The sequence below is a fragment of the Acidovorax sp. SRB_24 genome (assembly GCF_012931925.1).
In genome coordinates this window covers 1-20,166 of the sequence record NZ_MWOM01000067.1, presented here as the reverse complement: position 1 = coordinate 20,166, position 20,166 = coordinate 1, and the positions used below count along the sequence as shown (strand labels likewise).

At 66.1% G+C, this 20,166-nt stretch carries 21 protein-coding genes and 1 pseudogene; 15 read left to right on the top strand and 7 right to left on the bottom strand.

The genetic code is table 11. The features are described 5' to 3' along the window. A pseudogene (locus B2J89_RS17650) lies at positions 1 to 704 on the top strand (SDR family oxidoreductase); the annotation flags it as partial. A 201-nt stretch (positions 705 to 905) separates the two neighbouring features. Beyond that, positions 906 to 1,856 carry an AEC family transporter gene (locus B2J89_RS17645; protein ID WP_169170262.1) on the top strand — a complete coding sequence of 317 codons (951 nt, stop codon included), beginning with the start codon at positions 906 to 908 and terminating at the stop codon, positions 1,854 to 1,856. Here B2J89_RS17645 and B2J89_RS17640 read toward each other — a convergent pair. Continuing rightward, positions 1,813 to 2,889: a tyrosine-type recombinase/integrase gene (locus tag B2J89_RS17640; protein WP_169170263.1), complete on the bottom strand. Its 1,077-nt coding sequence runs from the start codon at positions 2,887 to 2,889 to the stop codon at positions 1,813 to 1,815. The two genes, B2J89_RS17645 and B2J89_RS17640, sit on opposite strands and share 44 nt — an antisense overlap. A gap of 87 nt (positions 2,890 to 2,976) precedes the next feature. Next, entirely contained in the window at positions 2,977 to 3,624 is a 648-nt protein-coding gene (gene pdxH, locus B2J89_RS17635) for a pyridoxamine 5'-phosphate oxidase (protein WP_169170264.1), read from the bottom strand. Positions 3,625 to 3,711: 87 nt separating this feature from the next. On the opposite strand from pdxH, the gene B2J89_RS17630 reads away from it, so the two are divergent. Beyond that, entirely contained in the window at positions 3,712 to 4,335 is a 624-nt protein-coding gene (locus tag B2J89_RS17630) for an NTP transferase domain-containing protein (protein ID WP_169170265.1), read from the top strand. Between the two features lie 51 nt (positions 4,336 to 4,386). On the opposite strand, the gene B2J89_RS17625 is transcribed toward B2J89_RS17630, so the two are convergent. Then, positions 4,387 to 4,971 carry a gamma-glutamylcyclotransferase gene (locus B2J89_RS17625; RefSeq protein WP_169170266.1) on the bottom strand — a complete coding sequence of 195 codons (585 nt, stop codon included), beginning with the start codon at positions 4,969 to 4,971 and terminating at the stop codon, positions 4,387 to 4,389. 67 nt (positions 4,972 to 5,038) lie between these two features. Between B2J89_RS17625 and B2J89_RS17620 the strand changes: the two genes are divergently transcribed. After that, entirely contained in the window at positions 5,039 to 5,560 is a 522-nt protein-coding gene (locus tag B2J89_RS17620; protein WP_169170267.1) for an OmpA family protein, read from the top strand. Positions 5,561 to 5,655: 95 nt separating this feature from the next. Here the strand turns inward: B2J89_RS17620 and B2J89_RS17615 are convergent, their stop codons facing one another. Beyond that, positions 5,656 to 6,684 (bottom strand): LacI family DNA-binding transcriptional regulator, encoded by a 1,029-nt coding sequence (locus tag B2J89_RS17615; protein WP_169170268.1) that lies wholly within the window; start codon positions 6,682 to 6,684, stop codon positions 5,656 to 5,658. A 183-nt stretch (positions 6,685 to 6,867) separates the two neighbouring features. Between B2J89_RS17615 and B2J89_RS17610 the strand changes: the two genes are divergently transcribed. From B2J89_RS17610 to B2J89_RS17580, 7 genes are all read left to right on the top strand, one after another. Further along, positions 6,868 to 7,425: a gluconokinase gene (locus tag B2J89_RS17610; RefSeq protein ID WP_206041326.1), complete on the top strand. Its 558-nt coding sequence runs from the start codon at positions 6,868 to 6,870 to the stop codon at positions 7,423 to 7,425. Then, entirely contained in the window at positions 7,422 to 7,940 is a 519-nt protein-coding gene (locus B2J89_RS17605; RefSeq protein WP_205763875.1) for a TRAP transporter small permease, read from the top strand. Before B2J89_RS17610 ends, B2J89_RS17605 begins: the two co-directional genes overlap by 4 nt. Positions 7,941 to 7,949: 9 nt before the next feature. Next, complete coding sequence (locus B2J89_RS17600) at positions 7,950 to 9,230, top strand: TRAP transporter large permease (protein WP_169170269.1); 1,281 nt, start codon at positions 7,950 to 7,952, stop codon at positions 9,228 to 9,230. Positions 9,231 to 9,277: 47 nt separating this feature from the next. Continuing rightward, complete coding sequence (locus B2J89_RS17595) at positions 9,278 to 10,288, top strand: TRAP transporter substrate-binding protein (protein ID WP_169170270.1); 1,011 nt, start codon at positions 9,278 to 9,280, stop codon at positions 10,286 to 10,288. Positions 10,289 to 10,375: 87 nt separating this feature from the next. After that, entirely contained in the window at positions 10,376 to 12,226 is a 1,851-nt protein-coding gene (edd, locus tag B2J89_RS17590) for a phosphogluconate dehydratase (RefSeq protein WP_169170271.1), read from the top strand. Beyond that, complete coding sequence (eda, locus tag B2J89_RS17585; RefSeq protein WP_169170279.1) at positions 12,217 to 12,873, top strand: bifunctional 4-hydroxy-2-oxoglutarate aldolase/2-dehydro-3-deoxy-phosphogluconate aldolase; 657 nt, start codon at positions 12,217 to 12,219, stop codon at positions 12,871 to 12,873. Before edd ends, eda begins: the two co-directional genes overlap by 10 nt. Before the next feature lie 219 nt (positions 12,874 to 13,092). Then, the gene (locus B2J89_RS17580; protein WP_169170278.1) at positions 13,093 to 14,142 is read left to right on the top strand and encodes a hypothetical protein; all 1,050 of its coding nucleotides are present in this window, start codon (positions 13,093 to 13,095) and stop codon (positions 14,140 to 14,142) included. A 248-nt stretch (positions 14,143 to 14,390) separates the two neighbouring features. Here B2J89_RS17580 and gloA read toward each other — a convergent pair whose 3' ends face one another. Together gloA and B2J89_RS17565 are read right to left on the bottom strand one after the other, a co-directional pair. Further along, entirely contained in the window at positions 14,391 to 14,804 is a 414-nt protein-coding gene (gene gloA / locus B2J89_RS17570) for a lactoylglutathione lyase (RefSeq protein WP_169170277.1), read from the bottom strand. Beyond that, a complete protein-coding gene (locus B2J89_RS17565) occupies positions 14,801 to 15,352 on the bottom strand; it encodes a PaaI family thioesterase (protein ID WP_169169001.1) in 552 nt (183 codons plus the stop codon). Before B2J89_RS17565 ends, gloA begins: the two co-directional genes overlap by 4 nt. A 72-nt stretch (positions 15,353 to 15,424) precedes the next feature. On the opposite strand from B2J89_RS17565, the gene B2J89_RS17560 reads away from it, so the two are divergent. The 4 genes from B2J89_RS17560 to B2J89_RS17545 are packed head-to-tail and all read left to right on the top strand — an operon-like array spanning position 15,425 to position 19,118. Then, positions 15,425 to 15,919, top strand: a complete 495-nt coding sequence (locus tag B2J89_RS17560) for a MarR family winged helix-turn-helix transcriptional regulator (protein WP_169169000.1) — start codon at positions 15,425 to 15,427, stop codon at positions 15,917 to 15,919. After that, on the top strand, positions 15,906 to 17,156 hold the full coding sequence (locus tag B2J89_RS17555; RefSeq protein WP_169168999.1) for an MFS transporter: 1,251 nt from the start codon (positions 15,906 to 15,908) through the stop codon (positions 17,154 to 17,156). Before B2J89_RS17560 ends, B2J89_RS17555 begins: the two co-directional genes overlap by 14 nt. 52 nt (positions 17,157 to 17,208) lie before the next feature. Then, positions 17,209 to 17,715, top strand: a complete 507-nt coding sequence (locus tag B2J89_RS17550) for a MaoC family dehydratase (RefSeq protein WP_169168998.1) — start codon at positions 17,209 to 17,211, stop codon at positions 17,713 to 17,715. Next, complete coding sequence (locus B2J89_RS17545; RefSeq protein WP_169168997.1) at positions 17,712 to 19,118, top strand: MATE family efflux transporter; 1,407 nt, start codon at positions 17,712 to 17,714, stop codon at positions 19,116 to 19,118. The genes B2J89_RS17550 and B2J89_RS17545 overlap by 4 nt, the downstream gene beginning before the upstream one ends. Positions 19,119 to 19,197: 79 nt before the next feature. Here B2J89_RS17545 and B2J89_RS17540 read toward each other — a convergent pair whose 3' ends face one another. Then, positions 19,198 to 19,995, bottom strand: coding sequence for an SDR family NAD(P)-dependent oxidoreductase (locus B2J89_RS17540; RefSeq protein ID WP_169168996.1), 798 nt, complete (start codon positions 19,993 to 19,995; stop codon positions 19,198 to 19,200). Positions 19,996 to 20,166: the final 171 nt, after the last annotated feature.

Here is a 20,166-nt window from a genome sequence, read left to right as displayed (position 1 = left end):
AATCCTCAGCGACGCCGGGTTCGAGGTGAGCACGACAACGGGTCGACGTCTCGTCGCGCACGTCGGTCCACGCGCTGGTCGAGGCGGCCACGGCCCTCGGCACCGTCACCGGCCTCATCCATGCCGCGGGTGTCTCGCCTTCGCAGGCGTCGCCGGCCACGATCCTCCAGGTCGATCTGTACGGTACCGCGCTCGTGCTTGAGGCATTCGGCCACGCCATCGCGCGGGGCGGAGCAGGCGTCGTGATCGCCTCGCAGTCGGGGCACCGCCTGCCGGCTCTGACGCCCGAGCAAGACAAGGCGCTGGCGACCACGCCTGCCGATGAGCTGCTCGCGCTTTCCATGCTCCAGCCGGAGCAGGTGCGAGACCCGCTGCACGCCTACCAGCTCTCCAAGCGCGGAAACTCGCTGCGCGTGATGGCCGAGGCGGTGCGCTGGGGCAAGCGCGGCGCATGGGTCAACACGATCAGCCCCGGCATCATCTTCACGCCTCTGGCCAAGGACGAGTTGGCTGGGCCGCGCGGCGAGGGCTACCGGCGCATGATCGCGTTGTCCGCCGCCGGGCGCGGCGGAACCCCCGATGAAGTGGGGACCGTGGGCGCTCTGCCCATGGGCCCGGACGGCGGCTTCATCACGGGCAACGATTTCCTCATGGACGGCGGCGTCACGGCAGCCTACTGGTACGGCGACCTCGCGCCGAAGTGACAAAAGCGCGCACCACGGGGCTGGCACGGAGTTGCCGCCCGCGATCGGCTCCATGGCCCCGGCGGGCGGTGCCCGGCGCGGCGCGGGCACCGGGGCGTTTCTGAAAACAATGGTCAAATAGCGCTCTAACGCTTGATGGGCAAGCGTTGGAAGCTATTAAAACCATACCAACCCTGTCCCGGCCGCTGGCCGGCTGCCGCTGTGGACTCTCCTGTTGTTTCGGCCCTGGTGCCCGTGATCCTGTTCATTGGCCTGGGTTTCCTGTCGGCCCGCTGGGGCTGGATCCGGGCTGCAGCGGTCAAGGACTTGTCGAACCTGGTTTTCATGGTGCTCACGCCGGCGCTGCTGTTTCGCACCATGAGCACCGTGCAGGTGCAGGCACTGAACTTCGAGCCCGTCGCGGTGTATTTTCTGGCGGCCGGCCTGCTGTTCACGGCCGCGATGCTGTGCCATGGATTCAGCACGCTGGCGGCGGCGCGCGGACTGGCCTATACGTTCAGCAACACCATCATGATCGGCGTGCCGCTGGTTGGGCTGGCGTTTGGCGAGGCGGGGTTGGTGACCCTGTTCACGCTGATTTCCATGCATGCGCTGATCCTGCTGACCGCCGCCACGGTGGTGTTCGAACTGGCCGCCGCCCGCGAGAGTGCCCGCGCTGGCGGCCATGCGCAGCACTCGATGCTGCGCACCGTGGCGCAGGCGGTGCGCAACGGCATCGTGCACCCGGTGCCGCTCCCCATACTGGCCGGCCTGCTGTTTGCGCAAACCGGCCTGGCGGTGCCCGCCGTGGTCGACAAGCCGCTGCAGTTGCTGGGCCAGGCCCTGGGGCCGCTGGCGCTGCTGCTGGTGGGGGTCACGCTGGCCTTCAGCACCGTGGGCGCGTACTTCAAGGCCGCGCTGCGCATTGCACTGCTCAAGAACGTGCTGCACCCGGTGGTGCTGGCGGCCTGCGGCTGGGCACTGGGCCTGTCGCGCCTGCCGATGGCGGTGATGGTGGTGGCCGCAGCGCTGCCGGTTGGGGCGAACGTGTTCCTGTTCACCCAGCGCTATGGCGTGGCGGAGGACGAGGTCACGGCCAGCATCGCCGTGTCGACGGCGCTGGCCTTGGTTACGGTGCCGGTCGTGTTGTGGCTGGTGGCGCGCTGGCTGTAGCGACCACCGGCGCCAGCTTGTGCTGCAGGTGGCCCAGGGCGCGGCTGCTTTCCACGCCGATGCGGTGCACGACCTCGCTTTCTGGCACGCCCGCCTGCAGCCAGGTGACGAGGGCGGTGTTGCGCAGCACCTGCGGGCCGACGCGCTGCAGGGGCCATTGCTGGACGTCCGAGGGCAGGGCGGCGTGCGCTTCCTGGATCACCTTGGATGCCACATGGAACAGCGCGCGGATGGAGAGCGGTCCGCCCTTGCGCGAATGGAACAGCCAGCCCGAAAGCGAGGCGTCGTGGGCCAGCCGGTATTGGCGCCACGCCGACAGCGCTGCGGCCACCCGGTGCGACAGCGCCAACGTGCGCTGCTGCGCCTTGCGCGCACCTTCGATGCGCAGGAAGGCCGGGGGTACGGCCGATGCCGGCGCGAGCGGCCGGTGCTCTGCATCGAGCAGGCTGTCGTCCAACAGCGCGCGCACTTCCTCGGGGGCCAGCGCCAGTTCGTAGAGCAACAGCAGGATGGCGAGGTCGCGGGCACCCTGCAGGCTGTCCGCCGTGGGAAAGTGCGCCGGCAACCGCACCCACAGGGCAGGGGGCAGGCAATGGCCCAGTTGGTCCACGGCGCGCGGGCGCTCGGCCAGGCGCAGCAGGGCCACCGGATTGGTTGGCAGCCACCTTTGCTGCACGGCGAAGTCGTATATGCGGTCGAGCACACGCCAGTAGCGCCGGCGCGTGACTTCGCTGAGCGTGCGATCGGGCTGGTGGTGCGCTTTCTGGCCGGCGCGCACGCGCAGAAAGCGGGCGACATCCTCGACCCGCGCCTCGTGCCATTGGCGCAGTGCAGGCTGGGCAGCGCCGTGGGTGCTCTTGCGGCGGCCTGATGCGGGCTGCAGGCTTTCGAGCCAGGCATGCCAAATGGTTTCGTACACGCCCTGTGGCTCGGTGCTGAGGGCCTGGAACGGCTTTCCGCCTTCGCTTTCGAGCCAGCGGGCAAAAACCTGCGTGCCGTTGGGAAGTGGGTGCGTTGGAAGGTGTGCTTGCATGGATTGAATGTAACTTACATGGTTTAAATATCCACCACTCCGCACAAGCTCTTACCAAATTCACCCATTTGTTGATCAAGTCGGGTGTCAAGGAGCGAGCCGCTCGCGCACCCATTCCTGCCCGTTCTGCCGGTAGCGCAGGCGGTCGTGCAGGCGGCTTTTTCGCCCTTGCCAGAACTCCCAGCTGTCGGGTGTGAGGCGGTAGCCGCCCCAATGCGGAGGGCGCGGAGGATTCAGCAAGAACTGTGCTGCAAACTTGGTCGCATTGGCCACCAGCACGCTGCGCCCCGTGATCACCTGGCTTTGAGGACTGGCCCAGGCGCCAATGCGCGAATCGAGCGGGCGGCTGTGAAAGTACGCGTCGCTCTCGGCATCGCTGACCTTTTCCACCACGCCTTCGATGCGCACCACGCGTTCCAGCTCCACCCAATGGAACTGCAGCGCTGCATAGGGGTTGCCGGCCAGCTGCTGGCCCTTGCGGCTGCCGTAGTTGGTGTACCAGACGATGCCTTGCGCGTCGTAGCCTTTGATGAGCACCACGCGCGTGCTGGGGCGCAGGTCGCTGCCCACCGTGGCCACGGTCATGGCGTTTGGTTCGGGCACTTCGGCGGCCAGGGCTTCCTTGAGCCATTGGTCGAACTGCAGCACGGGATCGGCGTGCGATGCGCCCTCGTGCAGTTCGGCACGTTCATAGCTCTTGCGCAGATCGGCAATGGAGGAGGTCGGTCGGCTCATGCCCGCATTGTGCCCGGGCACAACCCCTTCGCCAGTGCTCGGGCAGCGCTACAGTTCAGCCATTCCCGCGCCCGTCTCAGCCCTGCCATGCCACAGACCGCTCTACCATCCATTGCCACGTCTTCCATTTCCACAGAGGCAGCGCTGCCCCACGTGCTGGTGCTGGCGTCGGGAAAAGGGGCCCGCTTTCGCGCCTCGGGCGGCGGCACGCCCAAGCTGCAGGCCTTGCTGGAGGGAAAACCGGTGCTGCAGCACACGCTCGATGCCGTGCGTGCCAGCGGATTGCCCTGGCGCTTGGAAGACGCAGGCCACCCGGGCATGGGCGACTCCATCGCCGCAGCGGTGCGCGCCACGGCATCGGCTGCGGGTTGGCTGGTTTTGCCGGGCGATCTGCCGCTCATCCAACCCGGGTCGTTGCGCGCCGTCGCCGCTGCGTTGCTGGGCTGTGCGGTCGCCGTGCCCGTGGTGGCGGGCCAGCGCGGCCACCCGGTCGGGTTTGCCGCGCAGTGCCTGCCAGACCTGCTGGCCCTCCACGGTGACACAGGCGCGGCCGCCGTGGTGCGCAAGTTCGCTGCCCAGGGGACCTTGCGTGAGGTGCTGTTGGAGGATGGGGGCGCGGTGACCGACATCGACACGCTCGATGACCTCGAACGCGCAGCGCAGCTGCTGCGCCGTGACGCGCGGGCCGCCCCGGTCATATTGCTGCCTTAACCCTCTGCTTAATGCGCAGCCTTGGAGCTTGGATGTCTGCCAGGGGCACCTTCAGTGCGAAAAGGCCAGCAAGCGCGCCAGCGCCCGGTCATGGATGCCCAACCGGCGCAAGCCTTCGTAGGTGGCATGCGCATACTCGTGTGTGGTGCCGTACCGGCCACGGGCTTCCCGAAAGATGCGGCGGTATTCGTTCTCGGGCAGGTTGCCGGTGTGGCTGGGGCTGTTGCGCGAGAGCGTGAACGCCAGGGCACGCACCTCGCCCGCGGGGGTCTGGCAGGGCAGCCAGCGCGGGTCGTACGCGGCCAGGGGCATTTCGCGCTGCCACAGCTGGGCCATGATCTGCGGCGCTTGCGCCCGCTCGACGCGAAACACCATGCCAAGGCAACTGCCGCCCGAGAGCATGCCAAACACGAGACCAGGGCAGTCGGGGGTGCCGCGGTTGATGCGGCTCCACATCTTGAGCGCCCGGTGCCAGCCATGTACACGGGCCTCGCGGCGCTCGGCATAGTCGAAATCGGTCCGCCAGATCAGCGAGGCGTAGCCGAAAATCCACAGATCGCTGCGTCCCCCCCAGGTCTTCAGTGCCTGCTCAAGCAAAGGCGCGGGATCGGGCAAAGGTGCGGTGCGCACGGTCATCGGCAATCTCCTGGACTCTACAATCGGCGGGTTTGTCAGATTCCCCATTGTTTACGGAGTTTCAAAGATGTCATTCAGCAGTTCCGACGACGACAGCCAACAGCGTTTTGCTCTGGGGTTCCTGTTCGCCTTGATTGCGCTGGTCGTGTCCACCGTGGTGGGTGTGACGGTGTACCAGCGTGCCATCGTGCGTGCCCCCGCATCGGACATGGTGGTGGTGGCCGATGCGCCTGCCATCGTGGTCGTGAACGAAGGCGAAGCCAGCGTGCGCGTGGAAGGCGGCGTGGTCAAGTTCTATTTCGCCTCCGGAAAGGCCGATCTGGCAGCCGGCGCGAACGAGGCGCTGGCCGCCGTGGTCAAGGGCGTTGCCCAAGGGCAGAAAGCGGTGGTGTCCGGGTTCCATGACGCCACGGGCGACGCAGCGTTGAATGCCGAGCTTTCCAAGCGCCGGGCCCTGGCCGTGCGCTCCGCCCTCGTGGCGCTGGGCGTTGCCGAGGACAAGATCGAACTGCGCAAACCGGAAGAGACCCAGGCCGACAGCGGCAATGCAGAGGCTCGGCGCGTGGAAGTGGTGCTGTCCGCGCCTTGACGTGCGACAGGCATTTGGTGCGATTTCCAAGCCCGGCGATGCCGGGCTTTTTTCATGCAGGCACAGGCAACAACTGCGGGGCGCGTCGGCACCGGTCAGGTGCTGCCGCGCACCACGAGCTCATAGCCCAGCGTCACGCAGCTAGATTGAACGGGCTCCCCTTCCATCAAACCCAGCAGCATGGCGGCGCCCGCACGGCCGACTTCGCCGCGTGGGGTGCGCACCGTGGTCAGTGGAGGCACCATCTGGTCGCTGCCCGCCAGGTCGTTGAATCCGGCGACTGCAATGCGTTGCGGCACGGCCACCTGCAAGCGGTTGGCGGCCAGGAGGCCGCCTTGGGCAATGTCGTCATTGCAGAAAAAGATGGCATCGATATCGGGCATGCGCCGCAGCATGTCCTCAAAAAGCCGTGCGCCCAGCGAGATGGACGAACGCTCCGGGCTCAGCAACTCCAGCGCCGGGTCGTACAGGCCTGCCTCGCGCAGGCAACGCCGGTAGCCATCGCCACGCTGCAGGGTGCGCGGATCCAGTTGCGCGGCACAAAAGGCGATGCGCCGACGCCCGCGGTCCAGCAGGTGGCGCGTGATGGCGGCGCCCGCATCCACCTGTGAAAATCCCACGCAGTGCACCCCCTCGGCACGGCTGGTTTCCATCAAATGGACACAGGGCACGCCGCTGTGCGCGATCAGTTGGCGCGCGGTCTCGCTGCGATCGAATCCCGTTACCAGCAGGCCGGCCGGCCGGTGGGGCAGGTAGGTGTTGAGCAGCAGCTCTTCTTCGGCGGCGTCATAGTGGGTGACCCCGATCAGGGGCCGATAACCGGCCGGAAAAAGCGTGCGGTGGACCGCCTCTAGCAAATCCACGAACAAGGTGTTGGATAGCAGAGGCACCAGAACCAGCACCTGGCTGCTGCGCTGCGAAGCAAGCGCGCGCGCGGCCGGGTCTGGCACATAGCCCAGGGCGTCCGCAGCCGCGCGCACGCGCTGGACCAGCACCGGGTCCACGCTGCGTTCACCGCGCAGCGCGCGCGACACGGTGATGGGGCTCACGCCTGCGTCACGGGCGACATCAGCCAGGGTAGTACGCCCGCTGGAGCGGCGAGGACGGCGAAGGGGTTCTGTCAAGGGTTTTCCTGAGTGACTGGGGCGCAATGGCGGACTAGGATAGCGCTATCCCGGCATCCGGTACAGCCCTTCGCGATGTATTCGGCCCCCCCGTGGGCCTGCTTCAGATGGGCTGGATCGATCCCATAAAAACCTTGCGGACCCTGTGCGGCATCTTGCATGACCGCATTTTTATTTTTTTGTATGGATAGCGCTATCTCACCCTTTCGTTTTCCGGCCCTGGTGGTCATGGGCGTTTCGGGCTGCGGCAAGTCCAGCGTGGGCGCATCGTGCGCCCGTGCGCTGGGCTGGAGACTGCACGAGGGCGATATCTACCATTCGCCCGAGAGCATCGCCAAGATGCGGGCAGGCACGCCGCTCACCGATACAGACCGCAGCGGCTGGCTCGACTGCCTGGCCAACCTGTTGGCCCGGACGCCGCCGGCAGGGCCTGGCGTGGTGCTCACGTGCTCTGCGCTGCGCCGCCGGTACCGCGACCGCCTGCGCCAGGCACTGCCTGGCCTGGGTTTCGTTTTCCTGCAGCTGGACTATGCGCAGGCACTGGCGCGGGTGCAGGCCCGGCCAGGGCATTTCTTTTCGCCCACCCTGGTGGCGGACCAGTTCGCGACCCTGGAATCGCCCGCGGACGAACCGTGCGTGCTGGCACTGGATGCGTTGCGGCCGGTGCCCGAACTGTCGGCGCAGGTGGTGGCATGGGCGCGTGGCACAGCGGCCAGCACCATGGCGGGAGGGGGCGCATGAGCACCGTGGAAATGCCCGCTACGCCAGTGGAGCCCACCAAAACGCTGCCGCAGCGTGTGGCCGAACTGGCCATGGTTGTTGCCCTCGGCGGCATGGTGATCGCCGTGTTCGTCAACGTGGTGCTGCGCTACGCGTTCGCCACCAGCATCGTGTCGTACGAAGAGATCTCGCGCCTGCTGTTCGTGTGGCTGGTGGCCATTGGCACCATCGTGGCCGCCTTTGAGGGCAAGCATTTGGGGTTCGATATGCTGACCTCGCGCCTGAAGGGGCCGGCGCGCAAGGCACTGTTCTGGGTCAGCCAACTGCTCGCGGGTGCGTGCATGGTGCTGTTGCTGATCGGCTCGTGGGAGCAGGTGCTGGCGGGTTGGAACAGCTACAGCACCGTGCTGGGCTACCCGCTGGCCCTGGGCGCTGCGGCCACCCTGGTGCTGTCGGTGGGCCTGCTGGTGGTGGGCGTGCTCGATCTGGTGCGCGGGCGCGCCAAAGCGCACGGCGACGAGCTGCACCTTGAGTAAGAACGCACCATGGTCGTGACCTTCATTTTCCTGGCCGTGCTGATTGGCGGCATGGTGATCGGCATGCCGATCGCCCAGTCGCTGGTGTTGACCGGCGTGGCGCTGATGTGGCACCTGGACTTCTTCGACTCCCAGCTGTTGGCGCAAAACCTGCAGGCGGGTTTCGACAACTTCCCGCTGCTGGCCGTGCCGTTCTTCATCCTGGCTGGCGAACTGATGAACGCCGGCGGCCTGTCGCGCCGCATCATCGACCTGGCTCGCGCGTTTGTCGGCCACATCCGCGGCGGCCTGGGATACGTAGCGATCGGCGCGGCGGTGCTGCTGGCGTCCATGAGCGGCTCGGCCATTGCCGACACTGCCGCCCTGGCCACCATTTTGCTGCCCATGATGCGCCAGCAGAACTACCCGCCGAGCTACAGCGCGGGCCTGCTGGCCTCGGGCGGCATCATCGCGCCCATCATTCCGCCATCGATGCCGTTCGTGATTTACGGCGTGACCACCAACACCTCGATCAGCAAGCTGTTCCTGGCCGGTGTGTTCCCGGGCTTGATGATGGGCTTCTTCCTGGTGTTCGCCTGGTGGTGGATCGCCCGCAGCCACCAGTTGGAGGCGATGGAGCGCGTGGCGTGGCCGCAGCGCCTGCGCGCCTTGCTGCACAGCTTCTGGGCCCTGATGATGCCGGTCATCATTCTGGGCGGCCTGCGCGGCGGCATCTTCACGCCCACCGAGGCCGCCGTGGTGGCGGCGGTCTACGCATTCCTGGTATCGATGTTCGTCTACCGCGAGCTGACCTGGAAGGGCGTCTACGGCGTCTTCCTGGCCGCCAGCAAGACGACGGCCGTGGTGATGTTCCTGTGCGGCGCCGCCACCGTGACGGCCTACATGATCACGCTGGCCGACCTGCCCAACATGCTCGCCGACAGTTTTTCGGGCGTCATGCACAACCCGGTCACTTTCATGGCGCTGATGATGCTGTTCCTGCTGGTGGTCGGCACCGCCATGGACCTCACGCCGACCATCCTGATCTTCGGCCCGGTGTGCGCGCCGCTGGCGGTCAAGGCGGGCATCGACCCGGTGTACTTCGGCTTCATGTTCATCTACGTGGGCTGCATTGGCCTCATCACGCCGCCCGTGGGCACGGTGCAGAACGTGGTCGCCGGGGTCGGGCGCATGCGCATGGAGACCGTCATCAAGGGCACCTCGCCGTTCCTCATCGCCTACGTGATGCTGGCGGTGCTGTTCGTGGTTTTCCCCGCCCTGGTGACGGCGCCGCTGCGCTGGATGCACTGATTTTTCCCGTTTTTTTTCCCTCACCCTTCCTCACTCAGGAGACAAGCATGCGCATCAAATTCGTTCTCGCCGGCCTCGTGGCCGCATTGGCCGCCGCCAGCGCCGTGCAGGCCCAGGACTTCAAACCGCGCATCGTGCGCTTTGGCTACGGGCTGGTGGAGCAGTCCAACCAGGGCCGCGCCGTGCGCCTGTTCGCCGAAGAGGTCGAAAAGGCCAGCGGCGGCAAGATGAAGGTGCGCGCCATCGGCAATGCCTCGCTGGGCTCGGACACGCAGATGCAGCAAGCCCTGATTGGCGGTGCGCAGGAGATGATGGTCGGCTCCACCGCCACGCTGGTCGGCATCGCGCCCGAAATGGCGGTCTGGGACACGCCGTTCCTGTTCAACAACACCAAGGAGGCCGACGCCGTGCTCGACGGCCCCGTGGGCGAGAAGATCAAGGCCACGCTGGAGCCCAAGGGCATGGTCGGCCTGGTCTACTGGGAAAATGGTTTCCGCAACCTGACCAACAACAAGCGCCCGGTCACCAAGCTGGAAGACATGAACGACATCAAGCTGCGCGTGATGCAGAACAACGTCTTCCTCGACAGCTTCAAGGCCCTGGGCGCCAACGCCGTGCCGCTGCCGTTCTCGGAGCTGTTCACCGCGCTCGAAACGCGCGCGGTAGACGGCCAGGAGAACCCGTTCAACACCGTGGTGTCGAGCAAGTTCTACGAGGTGCAGAAGTACCTCACGGTGACCAACCACGTCTACAGCCCCTGGATCGTCACAGTGAGCAAGAAGTGGTGGGATACGCTGAGCGCGGCCGAAAAGAAGGTGCTGCAGGACGCCGCCGTGAAGAGCCGCGACTTCGAGCGCAAGGACACGCGCGAGGAAGCCGTCAAGGCGCTGGCCGACCTCAAGGCCAAGGGCATGCAGATCAACGAGCTCCCCGCAGCCGAAGTCAACCGCATGCGCGAAAAGCTCGCCACCGTGAACACCGGCATCGCCAAGGGCGTGGGCCAGGGCACCTGGGACGCGGTGCAGGGTGCGCTCGTGCAGGTGCGCGCCAGCAAGTAAGCCACGCCCATCCCCCGCGCCCCATCGCCGGCCGCTCGCCCGGCTACGATGGGGCGTTGTTTTTGCTCCTTTGAAAGTCGGTACCGCATGACCCTCCATGGCACCGTCGCTGCCGTCACGCAGCGCATCCGCGAGCGCAGCGCCCCCGCGCGCGGCGCCTACCTTGAACGGCTCGATGCCCTCGCGCAGCGCCCGCCGGGCGCGCAGCGCCTGGGCTGCGCCAACGTCGCCCACGCCTTTGCCGGCCTGCCGGGCAACGACAAACTGCGCATCGTCGCCGAGCGTGCGCCCAATATCGGCATCGTCACGGCCTACAACGACGTGCTGTCGGCCCATGCGCCGCTGCAGCACTACCCCGACCTGATCAAGGACGAGGCACGCAAACACGGTGCCACCGCGCAGGTGGCGGGCGGCGTGCCCGCCATGTGCGACGGCGTCACGCAGGGCACGCCGGGCATGGAGCTCTCCCTGTTCAGCCGCGACGTGATCGCCATGGCCACGGCCGTGGCGCTGAGCCACGACGTGTTCGACGCGGCGCTGCTGCTGGGCGTGTGCGACAAGATCGTGCCGGGTCTGCTGATCGGCGCGCTGCATTTTGGTCACCTGCCGATGGTGTTCGTGCCCGCCGGGCCGATGACCACAGGGCTGTCGAACAACGCCAAGGCCCAGGTGCGCGAGCAGGCGGCCCAAGGCTTGGTCGGCCGCCCCGAACTGCTCGCAGCCGAGTCTGCCGCCTACCACAGCGAGGGCACCTGCACCTTCTACGGCACGGCCAACAGCAACCAGATGCTGCTCGAAGCGATGGGCCTGCATGTTCCCGGCACGGCCTTTTTCAACCCCGGCCAGGCGCTGCGCGCCGAGCTGACGCGCGAGGCCGCGCGCACGGCGCTGTCCATCACGCGCGCGCAGCAGTTCACGCCGATCGGCCGTCTGGTGGACGAGCGCGCCATCGTCAATGCCATGGTGGCCTTGCTGGCCACGGGTGGTTCGACCAACCACCTGATCCACTGGGTCGCGGTGGCGCGTTCGGCCGGCATCACCATCGACTGGAACGATTTCGCCGAGCTGTCCGCTGTGGTGCCTTTGCTGGCCCGTGTGTACCCCAATGGCAGTGCCGACGTGAACCAGTTCCAGGCCGCAGGCGGGCCCGGCTACGTGATCCGCGAACTGCTCGACGCCGGTTTCATGCACGCCGATGTGCTCACGGTGCGCCCCGGCGGCCTGCGCGAATACACGCGCGTGCCGCATGCCGTGCCCGGCGCCGAGCGCAGCGTGGGCTGGGCGGACAGCGGCGCCAGCGGCGACGACAGCATCCTGCGGCCGGCGTCGGCGCCGTTCAGCCCGACTGGCGGGCTCAAGCTGCTGCAGGGCAACCTGGGGCGCGCGGTGCTCAAGGTGTCGGCCGTGCCCGGCGACCGCCACACAATCGAAGCGCCCGCGCGCGTGTTCGAAAGCCAGGAGGGGTTGTTGGCGGCTTTCCAGTCCGGTGAGCTCGAGCGCCTGTGCACCGGCCACCCGGCCAACGGCCTGGTCTGCGTGGTGCGCTGGCAGGGCCCGCAGGCCAATGGCATGCCCGAGCTGCACAAGCTCACGCCGCCGCTGGCGGTGCTGCAGGGCAAGGGCTTGCGCGTGGCCTTGGTGACCGACGGCCGCATGAGCGGTGCCTCGGGCAAGGTGCCCGCCGCGATCCACGTTTCGCCCGAGGCGGCGGCCGGCGGTCCGCTCGCCAAAGTGCGCGACGGCGATCTGCTGCGCGTCGACGGCCACGCCGGCACGCTGGCCGCCCTGGTCGATGCGACCACCTGGGCCGCACGCAGTGCCGATGCGATGCCCGCTGCGCTGCAGCAATCGAACAACCTGGGCATGGGCCGCGAGCTGTTCGCGGGCTTTCGCCGCAACGCACTGGCCGCCGAGGAGGGCGCATGCACATGGCTGTGAAATCCCCGTTGGGCGCGCTCGACGTGGTGCGCGACGCGCCTGTCATCCCTGTCATCGTGCTTCATAACGCGAAGCACGCCGTGCCGATGGCGCGCGCACTGCTGGCCGGTGGCATCCGCATGCTCGAAGTGACGCTGCGCACGCCGGCCGCGCTGGCCTGTATCGAGGCGATTGCCCGCGATGTGCCTGAGGCCATGGTTGGTGCCGGCACCGTGCGCAGCGCCGACGACGCGCGCGCGGCCGCTGTGGCCGGTGCGCGTTTTCTGGTCAGCCCGGGCCTGACGGGCGCCGTGGCGCAGGCCAGCCGCGATGTGCAGCTGTCCCTGCTGCCCGGCGTGGCCACGGCCAGCGAGATCATGCAGGCCCGGGAGGAGGGCCTGCACGCGTTGAAATTCTTCCCCGCGCTGCAGGCCGGCGGCCGGGCCATGCTGCAGGCGTGGCAGGGGCCGTTTGGCGACGTGTGCTTTTGCCCCACGGGCGGCATCCATGCGGGCAATGCGGCCGAGTTTCTGGCGCTCAAGAACGTCGCCTGCATCGGCGGCTCGTGGCTGGTGCCGCAGGATGCGCTTGAGCAGGGCGACTGGGGCCGCATTACTGCCTTGGCACGCGCCGCCGCAGGACTGCTGATCTATAGAGACAGAAAGTGATTCAAACGCTTACAGTGCAAGCGCTGCTAGCTATCTATTAGATAGTAAAACTCGATTATGCAGGAACTGGATTGCTCCTTGCTCCTATTAGCTCTGTTCTACAAATATAAGTTTTTCACATGCCTTTTGTACCAGGGATTTAGGTTCTTTTGCACTATGTCCGAAGTGTTTCTCCAAGCTTAAGCTCAACAGCAATAGCATCAAATTTGGAGTGATCTGATGGAGATACAAGTAACGGGAATTGCGTTTCGGGCATTCACTTTGATTTCGCCACTTGGGCTTATAGCTTGCGGAGGCGGTGATGGGCCTGCCGCGTGCAATAACCCTAACCCTGCAATCTGTGCAGCAGTTGGGAGCGCGTCATCCGGTTCCACTGGAAGCAATAACGCTAATGCCAACCAAAATTCCGAATTACTTTTTACCACGGCGCCGGCTGCGATTACCCTCAGTGCAGGGACGAGCGTGACATACGGTGTGGGGGGTGGAAGTCCTCCTTACACAGCAACAAGCGGAAATATAAATGTTGGAAAGGCCACAATATCAGACCAAACTCTGTCGATCAGCGGCGTTGCTGCAGGTGAATCTCCCGTTGCAGTGGTCGATTCGCGCGGCAAGACGGTCACTATCAAGTTGACAGTTGCAGCGCAAGGCCAAGCAGGGAGAGCGTTGTCGATTGCCCCCGCTGCAATAACAGTCGGCAAATGCACCACGAATATTCCGTTTATTTTCAGCGGCGGCACCCCACCATACACAGTTTTTTCGAGCGCTAATTTCGATGTTCCTGTAAGTTCGCCATTGCCTTTGGATCCCTCTGTAGGCTCTTTCTACTTCAATGCCACGGTTCAATACAGGAAGGATCCTAAGAATGTGCCTGGGATTGCATTGTTTACTGATACGTTAACAGTACTGGACAGCCAGTCGCGGACCGCAACCGTTGATGTGACGACCCGAGTCTCCTCAGATGATCCTCCTTGTCCAGAGAATCCTCTGAAAGTTTTTCCGGAATCAGCCAATTTCAGGGAAAGCCAGGTGCGTATTTTTCAAATATCAGGTGGAACAGAGCCGACGGTCACGTTTTCGAATCCATCTGTCGCGAAATACATTCGGCTCAACGCCACCGAGTTTAATGTGCAAGCCAATAACCTACCCACAGGTACTACTGGAGCCACAACTTTGATGACGGTCACAACCAATGTCCTTAACGAAGCCGGCACAGCCGTTGGTCAGCAGAGGGCGAACGTTGTTATTACTGTGCTGCCGCAGCCATAACAGGATTTTTGTCCCACGGGCGGCTCCACGCGGGCAATGCGGCAGTGTTTTTAACGACGCCAGGGTCGGCGGCTCGTGGCTGGTGCCGCAGGATGCGCTGGAGCAGGGCGACTGGAGCCGCATCACTGCGCTCGCACAGGCCGTGATGGGTTTGCGTTAAATACCAGTCAAAAGTGGGTCTAGCACCTATGCATCAAGCGCTAGCAGCTATCAATTAAAGAGTACGAGTGAAGGGGCAGGTGCGCGGCTCAGCGCAGGCCGCCACCGCCAGCACCTTCGGCGCGCTGGATCAGCTCTATCTTGTAGCCGTCGGGGTCGGTCACAAAGGCGATCACCGTGCTGCCGCCCTTGACCGGCCCGGCCTCGCGCGTGACGTTGCCGCCGGCGGCCTTGATCTTCTCGCAGGCCGTGTACGCGTCGGGCACGCCCAGGGCGATGTGGCCGTAGGCGTTGCCGTGGTCGTAGCTCTCGGTGCCCCAGTTATAGGTCAGTTCGATCTCGGCCTGGCCGGGGTTGCCACCGTCAAAGCCCAAAAACGCGAGCGAGTACTTGTACTCGGGGTTCTCCGACTGGCGCAGCAGCTGCATGCCCAGCACCTGGGTATAGAAATCGATCGAGCGTTGCAGGTTGCCGACGCGCAGCATGGTGTGAAGGAATTTCATGGCCTCGATTGTGCCGGCAGATCGAAGACCAGGCATGTGGTGGTGGCGTGGGCGTACAGCATGCCGTCGGGGCCGACCAGGCGCGCCTCGGCCGTGGCCAGCTGGCGCCCGCAGTGGGCCACGCGGCCCTCGGCGCGCACGCGCTGCACCTGGGGCGTGAGCGCCTTGACCAGGTTCACACCGAGTTCGGCCGTGGTGTAGCCGCGGCCCGCTGGCATGCAGGTGTGCACGGCGCAACCCAGGGCGGAGTCGAGCAGGGTGGCAAACCAGCTGCCATGCACCGTTCCCATGGGGTTGAGGTGCGCGGCGCCGGGCGTGCCCTGGAAGATGGCGCGGCCGTGTTCCACCTCCACGATCAGAAAGTCCAGTGTCTGGGCAATGGCGGCATAGGGCAGTTCGCCGCGCAGCATCGCCTGCATTTGCTCCAGGCCGCTCATGTGGGCAATCTGCTCGCGCCGGGCAACGCCTGGACCCGGGCCCAGGTCCAGGCGCGCGAGGATTTCGCGCTCCTGCGCGAGCCAATCTTTGAGGTGGTTGTGCTGGGTCATGGGGTTCCTGTGCTGGGGTTGGGGGTTGCATTTAATATTGCATATGCAAGTATTGCAGATACAATCAAATCCATGCAAGCCGATGCTCCCATACCCGCCACCGATCGTTCCGCCTCCCCGCCGATGCCGCAGGGCTGCACCAACTTCAAGCTGCGCCAGCTGATGCGCCGGGTGGCGCAACACTACGACGCCGAGATGGCGCAGTGCGGGCTTAAGACCACGCAGTACTCGCTGCTGTCGCACGTGCTCAAGCTCGGGCCCATCCGGCCCAGCGACCTGGCGGCAGCGATGAAGATGGACGCTTCCACGCTCACGCGCAACCTGCGTCCCCTGGTGGAGGCGGGTTGGGTGGTGCTGGAGGCCGGCGCCGATGCGCGCAGCCGCCTCGTGCACATCACCGATGCGGGCAGCGACAAGCGCGCCGAGGCCCAGCGCTGCTGGAAGGTGGCACAACGGGCGCTGAACGACACCCTGGGTGTGGAACGCGTGGCGGCGCTGCATGCGCTGGCCGATGAGTCCCTGGCGCTGCTGGCGCCCACAGCGGAGCAGGAACATGGCGAAGACTGAGCGTGTGGGCGGGGCCGCGAGGTCCTGGGCCGTCTGGCTTGTGCTGCTGGCGGCGGCCGGCGCGTTTGCGCTCACCATGGGCGTGCGGCAGACCATGGGCTTGTTCCTGTCGGCGTTGAACACCTCGACCGGGCTGGGCGTGGGCAGCATCAGCCTGGCCTTTGCGCTGGGCCAGCTTTGGTGGGGGTTGACGCAGCCTTTTGCCGGCGCGGTGGCCGACCGCATCGGCACTGGGCGCGTGATCCTCCTGGGCGTGGTGCTGGTGGCAGTGGGCACGTTCATCACACCGCTGATGACCACGACGGCGGGCCTCGTCCTTGCCATTGGCATCCTGGCCGCCGGGGGCGCGGGCATGGCAGGGCCGTCGGTGCTCATGGCGGCCAGCGCGCGGCTAGTGCCACCGCACAAGCGCGGCCTGGCCACCGGCATCGTCAATGCGGGCGGCTCCTTCGGCCAGTTTGCAATGGCGCCCATCGCCATCGGCCTGACGGCAGCCGTGGGCTGGGCCAGCGCAATGCAGTGGCTGGGCGTGCTCGTGCTTCTGGCGCTGCCGGCGGTTTTCATACTGCGCGGCAATGCAAATGCGCTGGCGGCTCAGGCTGCAGCCGCCTCGGGGCAGAAGGCGCTGAGCGCCCGACAGGCCATTGCCCATGCGCTGGCCACGCCCAGCTACCGCTATCTGGCGGCGGGTTTTCTGGTGTGCGGCTTCCATGTGGCGTTTCTGGCCACGCACCTGCCGGGGGTGATTGCCGCCTGCGGGCTGGCACCCGAATTCGGCGGGTGGTCGCTGGCGCTGATCGGGCTGTTCAATATCGTCGGCAGCCTGGCCATGGGCTGGGCGGTGGGGCGCTGGCGCATGAAATCCCTGCTGTCGCTGCTGTACGCCACGCGCGCCATCGCCGTGCTGGCGTTTCTGCTCGCGCCCAAGACCGGGCCGGTGGTGCTGGTGTTTGCCGCCGTGATGGGCGTGACCTTCCTGTCCACCGTGCCGCCAACGGTGGGCCTGGTCGCCAAGATGTTTGGCACGGCCAACATGGCCATGCTGTTTGGCATCGTGATGCTGGCCCACCAGGTGGGAGGATTTTTTGGCGCTTACCTGGGCGGCAGCGTGTTCCAAGCCACGGGCAGCTACGACTGGGTCTGGTACATCGACATCGTGCTGGCCTTGGGCGCGGCGTTGGTCAACCTGCCGATCCGCGAAGCCCGCCTGGCGCGCCCCGCGCCTGCCGGGGCCTGAGCAAGGCGCTGCACCCATTTCGTCCTCCGTCCTTGTTGAAAGCGCTATTGCCATGACAGACCCGCTTGCTTCGCCCGCGCCCGCAGCATCCCGCCCACAGCAAAAGCCCGTCTACCTCGACGACCTCACCGTGGGCGACCAGTTCAAAAGTGGCGAACATGCCATGGACGCAGAACAGATCAAGGCCTTTGCCGCGCAGTTCGACCCGCAACCGTTCCACCTGGACGATGCGGCCGCGCGGGCCACGCTGTTTGGCGGCCTGGCCGCCAGCGGCTGGCACACGGCGGCCGTGACCATGCGCCTGCAGGTGACCAGCGGCCTGCCAATTGCGGGCGGCATCATCGGCGCGGGCGGCGAACTGAGCTGGCCCCAGGCCACACGCCCTACCGACGTACTGCATGTGGTGAGCGAGGTGGTGCAGATCCAGCCCTCCCGTTCCAAGCCGGACCGCGGCATGGTCACCGTGCGCAGCGAGACCCGTAACCAGCACGGCGAGGTGTTGCAGATATCCACCGTGCGCATCGTGGTCCCGCGCAAACCCCAGGGCACTGCCGCATGAGCACCGCACTCAACCCGCGCACCCGCATGCTGCTGGAGGCGCCGATTGCACCCACGCTGCTGCGGCTGGCCGCGCCCAATGTGCTCGTCATGCTGGCGCAGGCCGGGGTGGGTCTGATCGAGACCTACTTCGTCGGCAAGCTCGGCACCGATGCGCTGGCGGGCATGGCCCTGGTCTTTCCGGTCGTGATGCTGATGCAGATGACCTCGGCCGGCGCCATGGGCGGCGGCATTGCGTCCGCCATTGCGCGTGCCCTGGGCGCACGGCGGCGCGACGATGCCGATGCGCTGGTGCTGCACGCGCTGGCCATTGCGGCGGTGTTCGCGCTCGTTTTCACGGTGGCCGTGGTGGGGGGAGGGCGCTGGCTCTACACCCGCATGGGCGGCACGGGCGGGGCGCTCGATGCCGCGCTGGTCTATTCCAACTGGGTGTTTGCGGGCGCCTTTCTGGTCTGGCTGTTCAACACGCTCTCCGCCGTGATCCGGGGCACGGGCAATATGGCGGTGCCGGCCTATGTCACGGTGCTGGGTGCGTTCGTGCTGGTGCCGCTGTCGCCCCTGCTGATCTTTGGCTGGGGCCCGTTGCCTGGCCTGGGCATTGCGGGCGGCGCGATCGCGCTGATGGCGTATTACTTCCTTGGCAGCCTGGTGCTGGCGGGCTACCTGTGGTCTCCGCGCAGCCTGCTGCGGCCGTCGTTTGCGCAGATCCGCTTTCGCTGGGCTTTGTTCAAGGACATTCTGCGGGTCGGGCTGGTGGGCATGGTGTCCACGGTGGCCACCAATGTGACCATTGGCGTCACGACGGCCTTGGTGGGCGGCTTTGGCACGGCGGCCATTGCGGGCTATGGCACCGCATCGCGCCTTGAATACCTGCTGGTTCCGCTGGTGTTCGGCCTGGGCGCACCGCTGGTCGCGATGGTCGGCACCTGCATTGGCGCCGCCCAGCGCGAGCGCGCCCTGCGCGCCACCTGGATCGGCGCAGCCATGGCGTTCGCGATGGCGCAAGCCATCGGCCTGGGGGCCGCGGCTTTCCCGAATGCCTGGTTGTCGCTGTTCAACAGCGATCCGGCCATGCTCGAAGCCGGTGGCCAATACCTGCGCACGGTCGGGCCGACGTACGGCTTCTTCGGCCTGGGCCTGGTGCTGTACTTTGCCTCGCAAGGGGCAGGGCGCCTGCTCTGGCCCGTGCTGGGCAACACCGTGCGCCTGGCCGTGGCCGTGACCGGCGGGTGGCTGGCCCTGGGTTGGGGAGGGGGCTTGGCCGGAGTGTTTGCCGCGCAGGCTGTGGCGCTGGTGCTCTACGGGTTGGTCAATGCCTGGGCCATTGCGGGCGGCGCCTGGTTCGGCCCCGTGGGATGGCCGCGCAGCATGGCAGGCTTGCTCAAGCGTGCGCCGCAGCCATGATGGATTTTAAGAGCCAAAAGACGCTCTAGCGCCTATCCACCAAGCGCCAGAAGCTATCAATTCAATAGCTTGCGTTGGCTCAAACGGGTACGGTGTAGTTCAACGCCATGCGCCCGCCATCCACCGTGACGATCTCGCCGGTCACGTAGCTGGCGGCATCGCTGGCCAGCCAGGCCACCACATCGGCAATCTCGGCCGGTTCGCCTAGCCGTTTCATCGGCGTGCGGCTGAGGATCTTGTTTTTGGCGTCGTCGCTGGTCAGCACGGCCTTGGCAGCGAGTTCGGTGGCAATGGTGCCAGGCGCCACCGCATTCACGCGGATGTTCTTGTCGGCCAACGCCAATGCCATGGCGCGGGTGAGCTGGTTGACGCCGCCTTTGCTCACGTTGTAGCTGGCGATAGTAGGGATGGCCAGCACGCCATTGACGGAACTCATGTTGACGATGGCGCCCCCACCGGCCGCCGCCATGGCCCGCGCCACAGCCTGGCCCACAAGGAAGGCTCCCTTGAGATTGACGCGCAGCACGGCGTCAAAGTCCGCCTCGGTGACATCGAGAAAATCGGCCGCGCGGAAGATTCCTGCATTGTTCACCAGCACATCGATGCGCCCATAGGCTGCAAGGGTTTGGACCACCAGCGCATCCACTTGCGCCTTGTCGCCCACATCGCAGCGGACATACAGCGCACCCAGCTCCTGCGCGAGCGCCAGGCCGCGCACGCCGTCCACGTCGGCAATCACTAGCTTCGCGTCTTCAAGCGCAAACCGGCGCACGCAGGCCTCGCCAATGCCTTGCGCACCGCCTGTGATGATGCAAACGCGGCCCCCATGGCCAAAGTGGACGCTGGACGCTTGTGACAGTGCTGAAGGGGTAGTCATGCGCGCATGGTATCGCCAGTGTGGGCAATTTCTTCATTGCAGTGATGTTCGGAAGCTGCGCGCAGCCGGCAGTTCCAGACCCAGGTTGGCTAAAGCACTGCGCCAGCTGGACGCTCGCTCCGGGTCATGACGGCGCAGCCGCAGGCGTTGCTTCACTAGATACGATGTATA

Coding starts and splice junctions, on each gene's coding strand:
- pdxH (WP_169170264.1), bottom strand. CDS start 3,624: ATGAGCCGACCGACCTCCTCCATTGCCGATCTGCGCAAGAGCTATGAA.
- B2J89_RS17640 (WP_169170263.1), bottom strand. CDS start 2,889: ATGCAAGCACACCTTCCAACGCACCCACTTCCCAACGGCACGCAGGTT.
- B2J89_RS17630 (WP_169170265.1), top strand. CDS start 3,712: ATGCCACAGACCGCTCTACCATCCATTGCCACGTCTTCCATTTCCACA.
- eda (WP_169170279.1), top strand. CDS start 12,217: ATGGCTGTGAAATCCCCGTTGGGCGCGCTCGACGTGGTGCGCGACGCG.
- B2J89_RS17555 (WP_169168999.1), top strand. CDS start 15,906: ATGGCGAAGACTGAGCGTGTGGGCGGGGCCGCGAGGTCCTGGGCCGTC.
- B2J89_RS17540 (WP_169168996.1), bottom strand. CDS start 19,995: ATGACTACCCCTTCAGCACTGTCACAAGCGTCCAGCGTCCACTTTGGC.
- B2J89_RS17610 (WP_206041326.1), top strand. CDS start 6,868: ATGGATAGCGCTATCTCACCCTTTCGTTTTCCGGCCCTGGTGGTCATG.
- B2J89_RS17545 (WP_169168997.1), top strand. CDS start 17,712: ATGAGCACCGCACTCAACCCGCGCACCCGCATGCTGCTGGAGGCGCCG.
- B2J89_RS17560 (WP_169169000.1), top strand. CDS start 15,425: ATGCAAGCCGATGCTCCCATACCCGCCACCGATCGTTCCGCCTCCCCG.
- B2J89_RS17600 (WP_169170269.1), top strand. CDS start 7,950: ATGGTCGTGACCTTCATTTTCCTGGCCGTGCTGATTGGCGGCATGGTG.
- B2J89_RS17565 (WP_169169001.1), bottom strand. CDS start 15,352: ATGACCCAGCACAACCACCTCAAAGATTGGCTCGCGCAGGAGCGCGAA.
- B2J89_RS17595 (WP_169170270.1), top strand. CDS start 9,278: ATGCGCATCAAATTCGTTCTCGCCGGCCTCGTGGCCGCATTGGCCGCC.
- B2J89_RS17550 (WP_169168998.1), top strand. CDS start 17,209: ATGACAGACCCGCTTGCTTCGCCCGCGCCCGCAGCATCCCGCCCACAG.
- edd (WP_169170271.1), top strand. CDS start 10,376: ATGACCCTCCATGGCACCGTCGCTGCCGTCACGCAGCGCATCCGCGAG.
- B2J89_RS17620 (WP_169170267.1), top strand. CDS start 5,039: ATGTCATTCAGCAGTTCCGACGACGACAGCCAACAGCGTTTTGCTCTG.
- B2J89_RS17605 (WP_205763875.1), top strand. CDS start 7,422: ATGAGCACCGTGGAAATGCCCGCTACGCCAGTGGAGCCCACCAAAACG.
- B2J89_RS17580 (WP_169170278.1), top strand. CDS start 13,093: ATGGAGATACAAGTAACGGGAATTGCGTTTCGGGCATTCACTTTGATT.
- gloA (WP_169170277.1), bottom strand. CDS start 14,804: ATGAAATTCCTTCACACCATGCTGCGCGTCGGCAACCTGCAACGCTCG.
- B2J89_RS17625 (WP_169170266.1), bottom strand. CDS start 4,971: ATGACCGTGCGCACCGCACCTTTGCCCGATCCCGCGCCTTTGCTTGAG.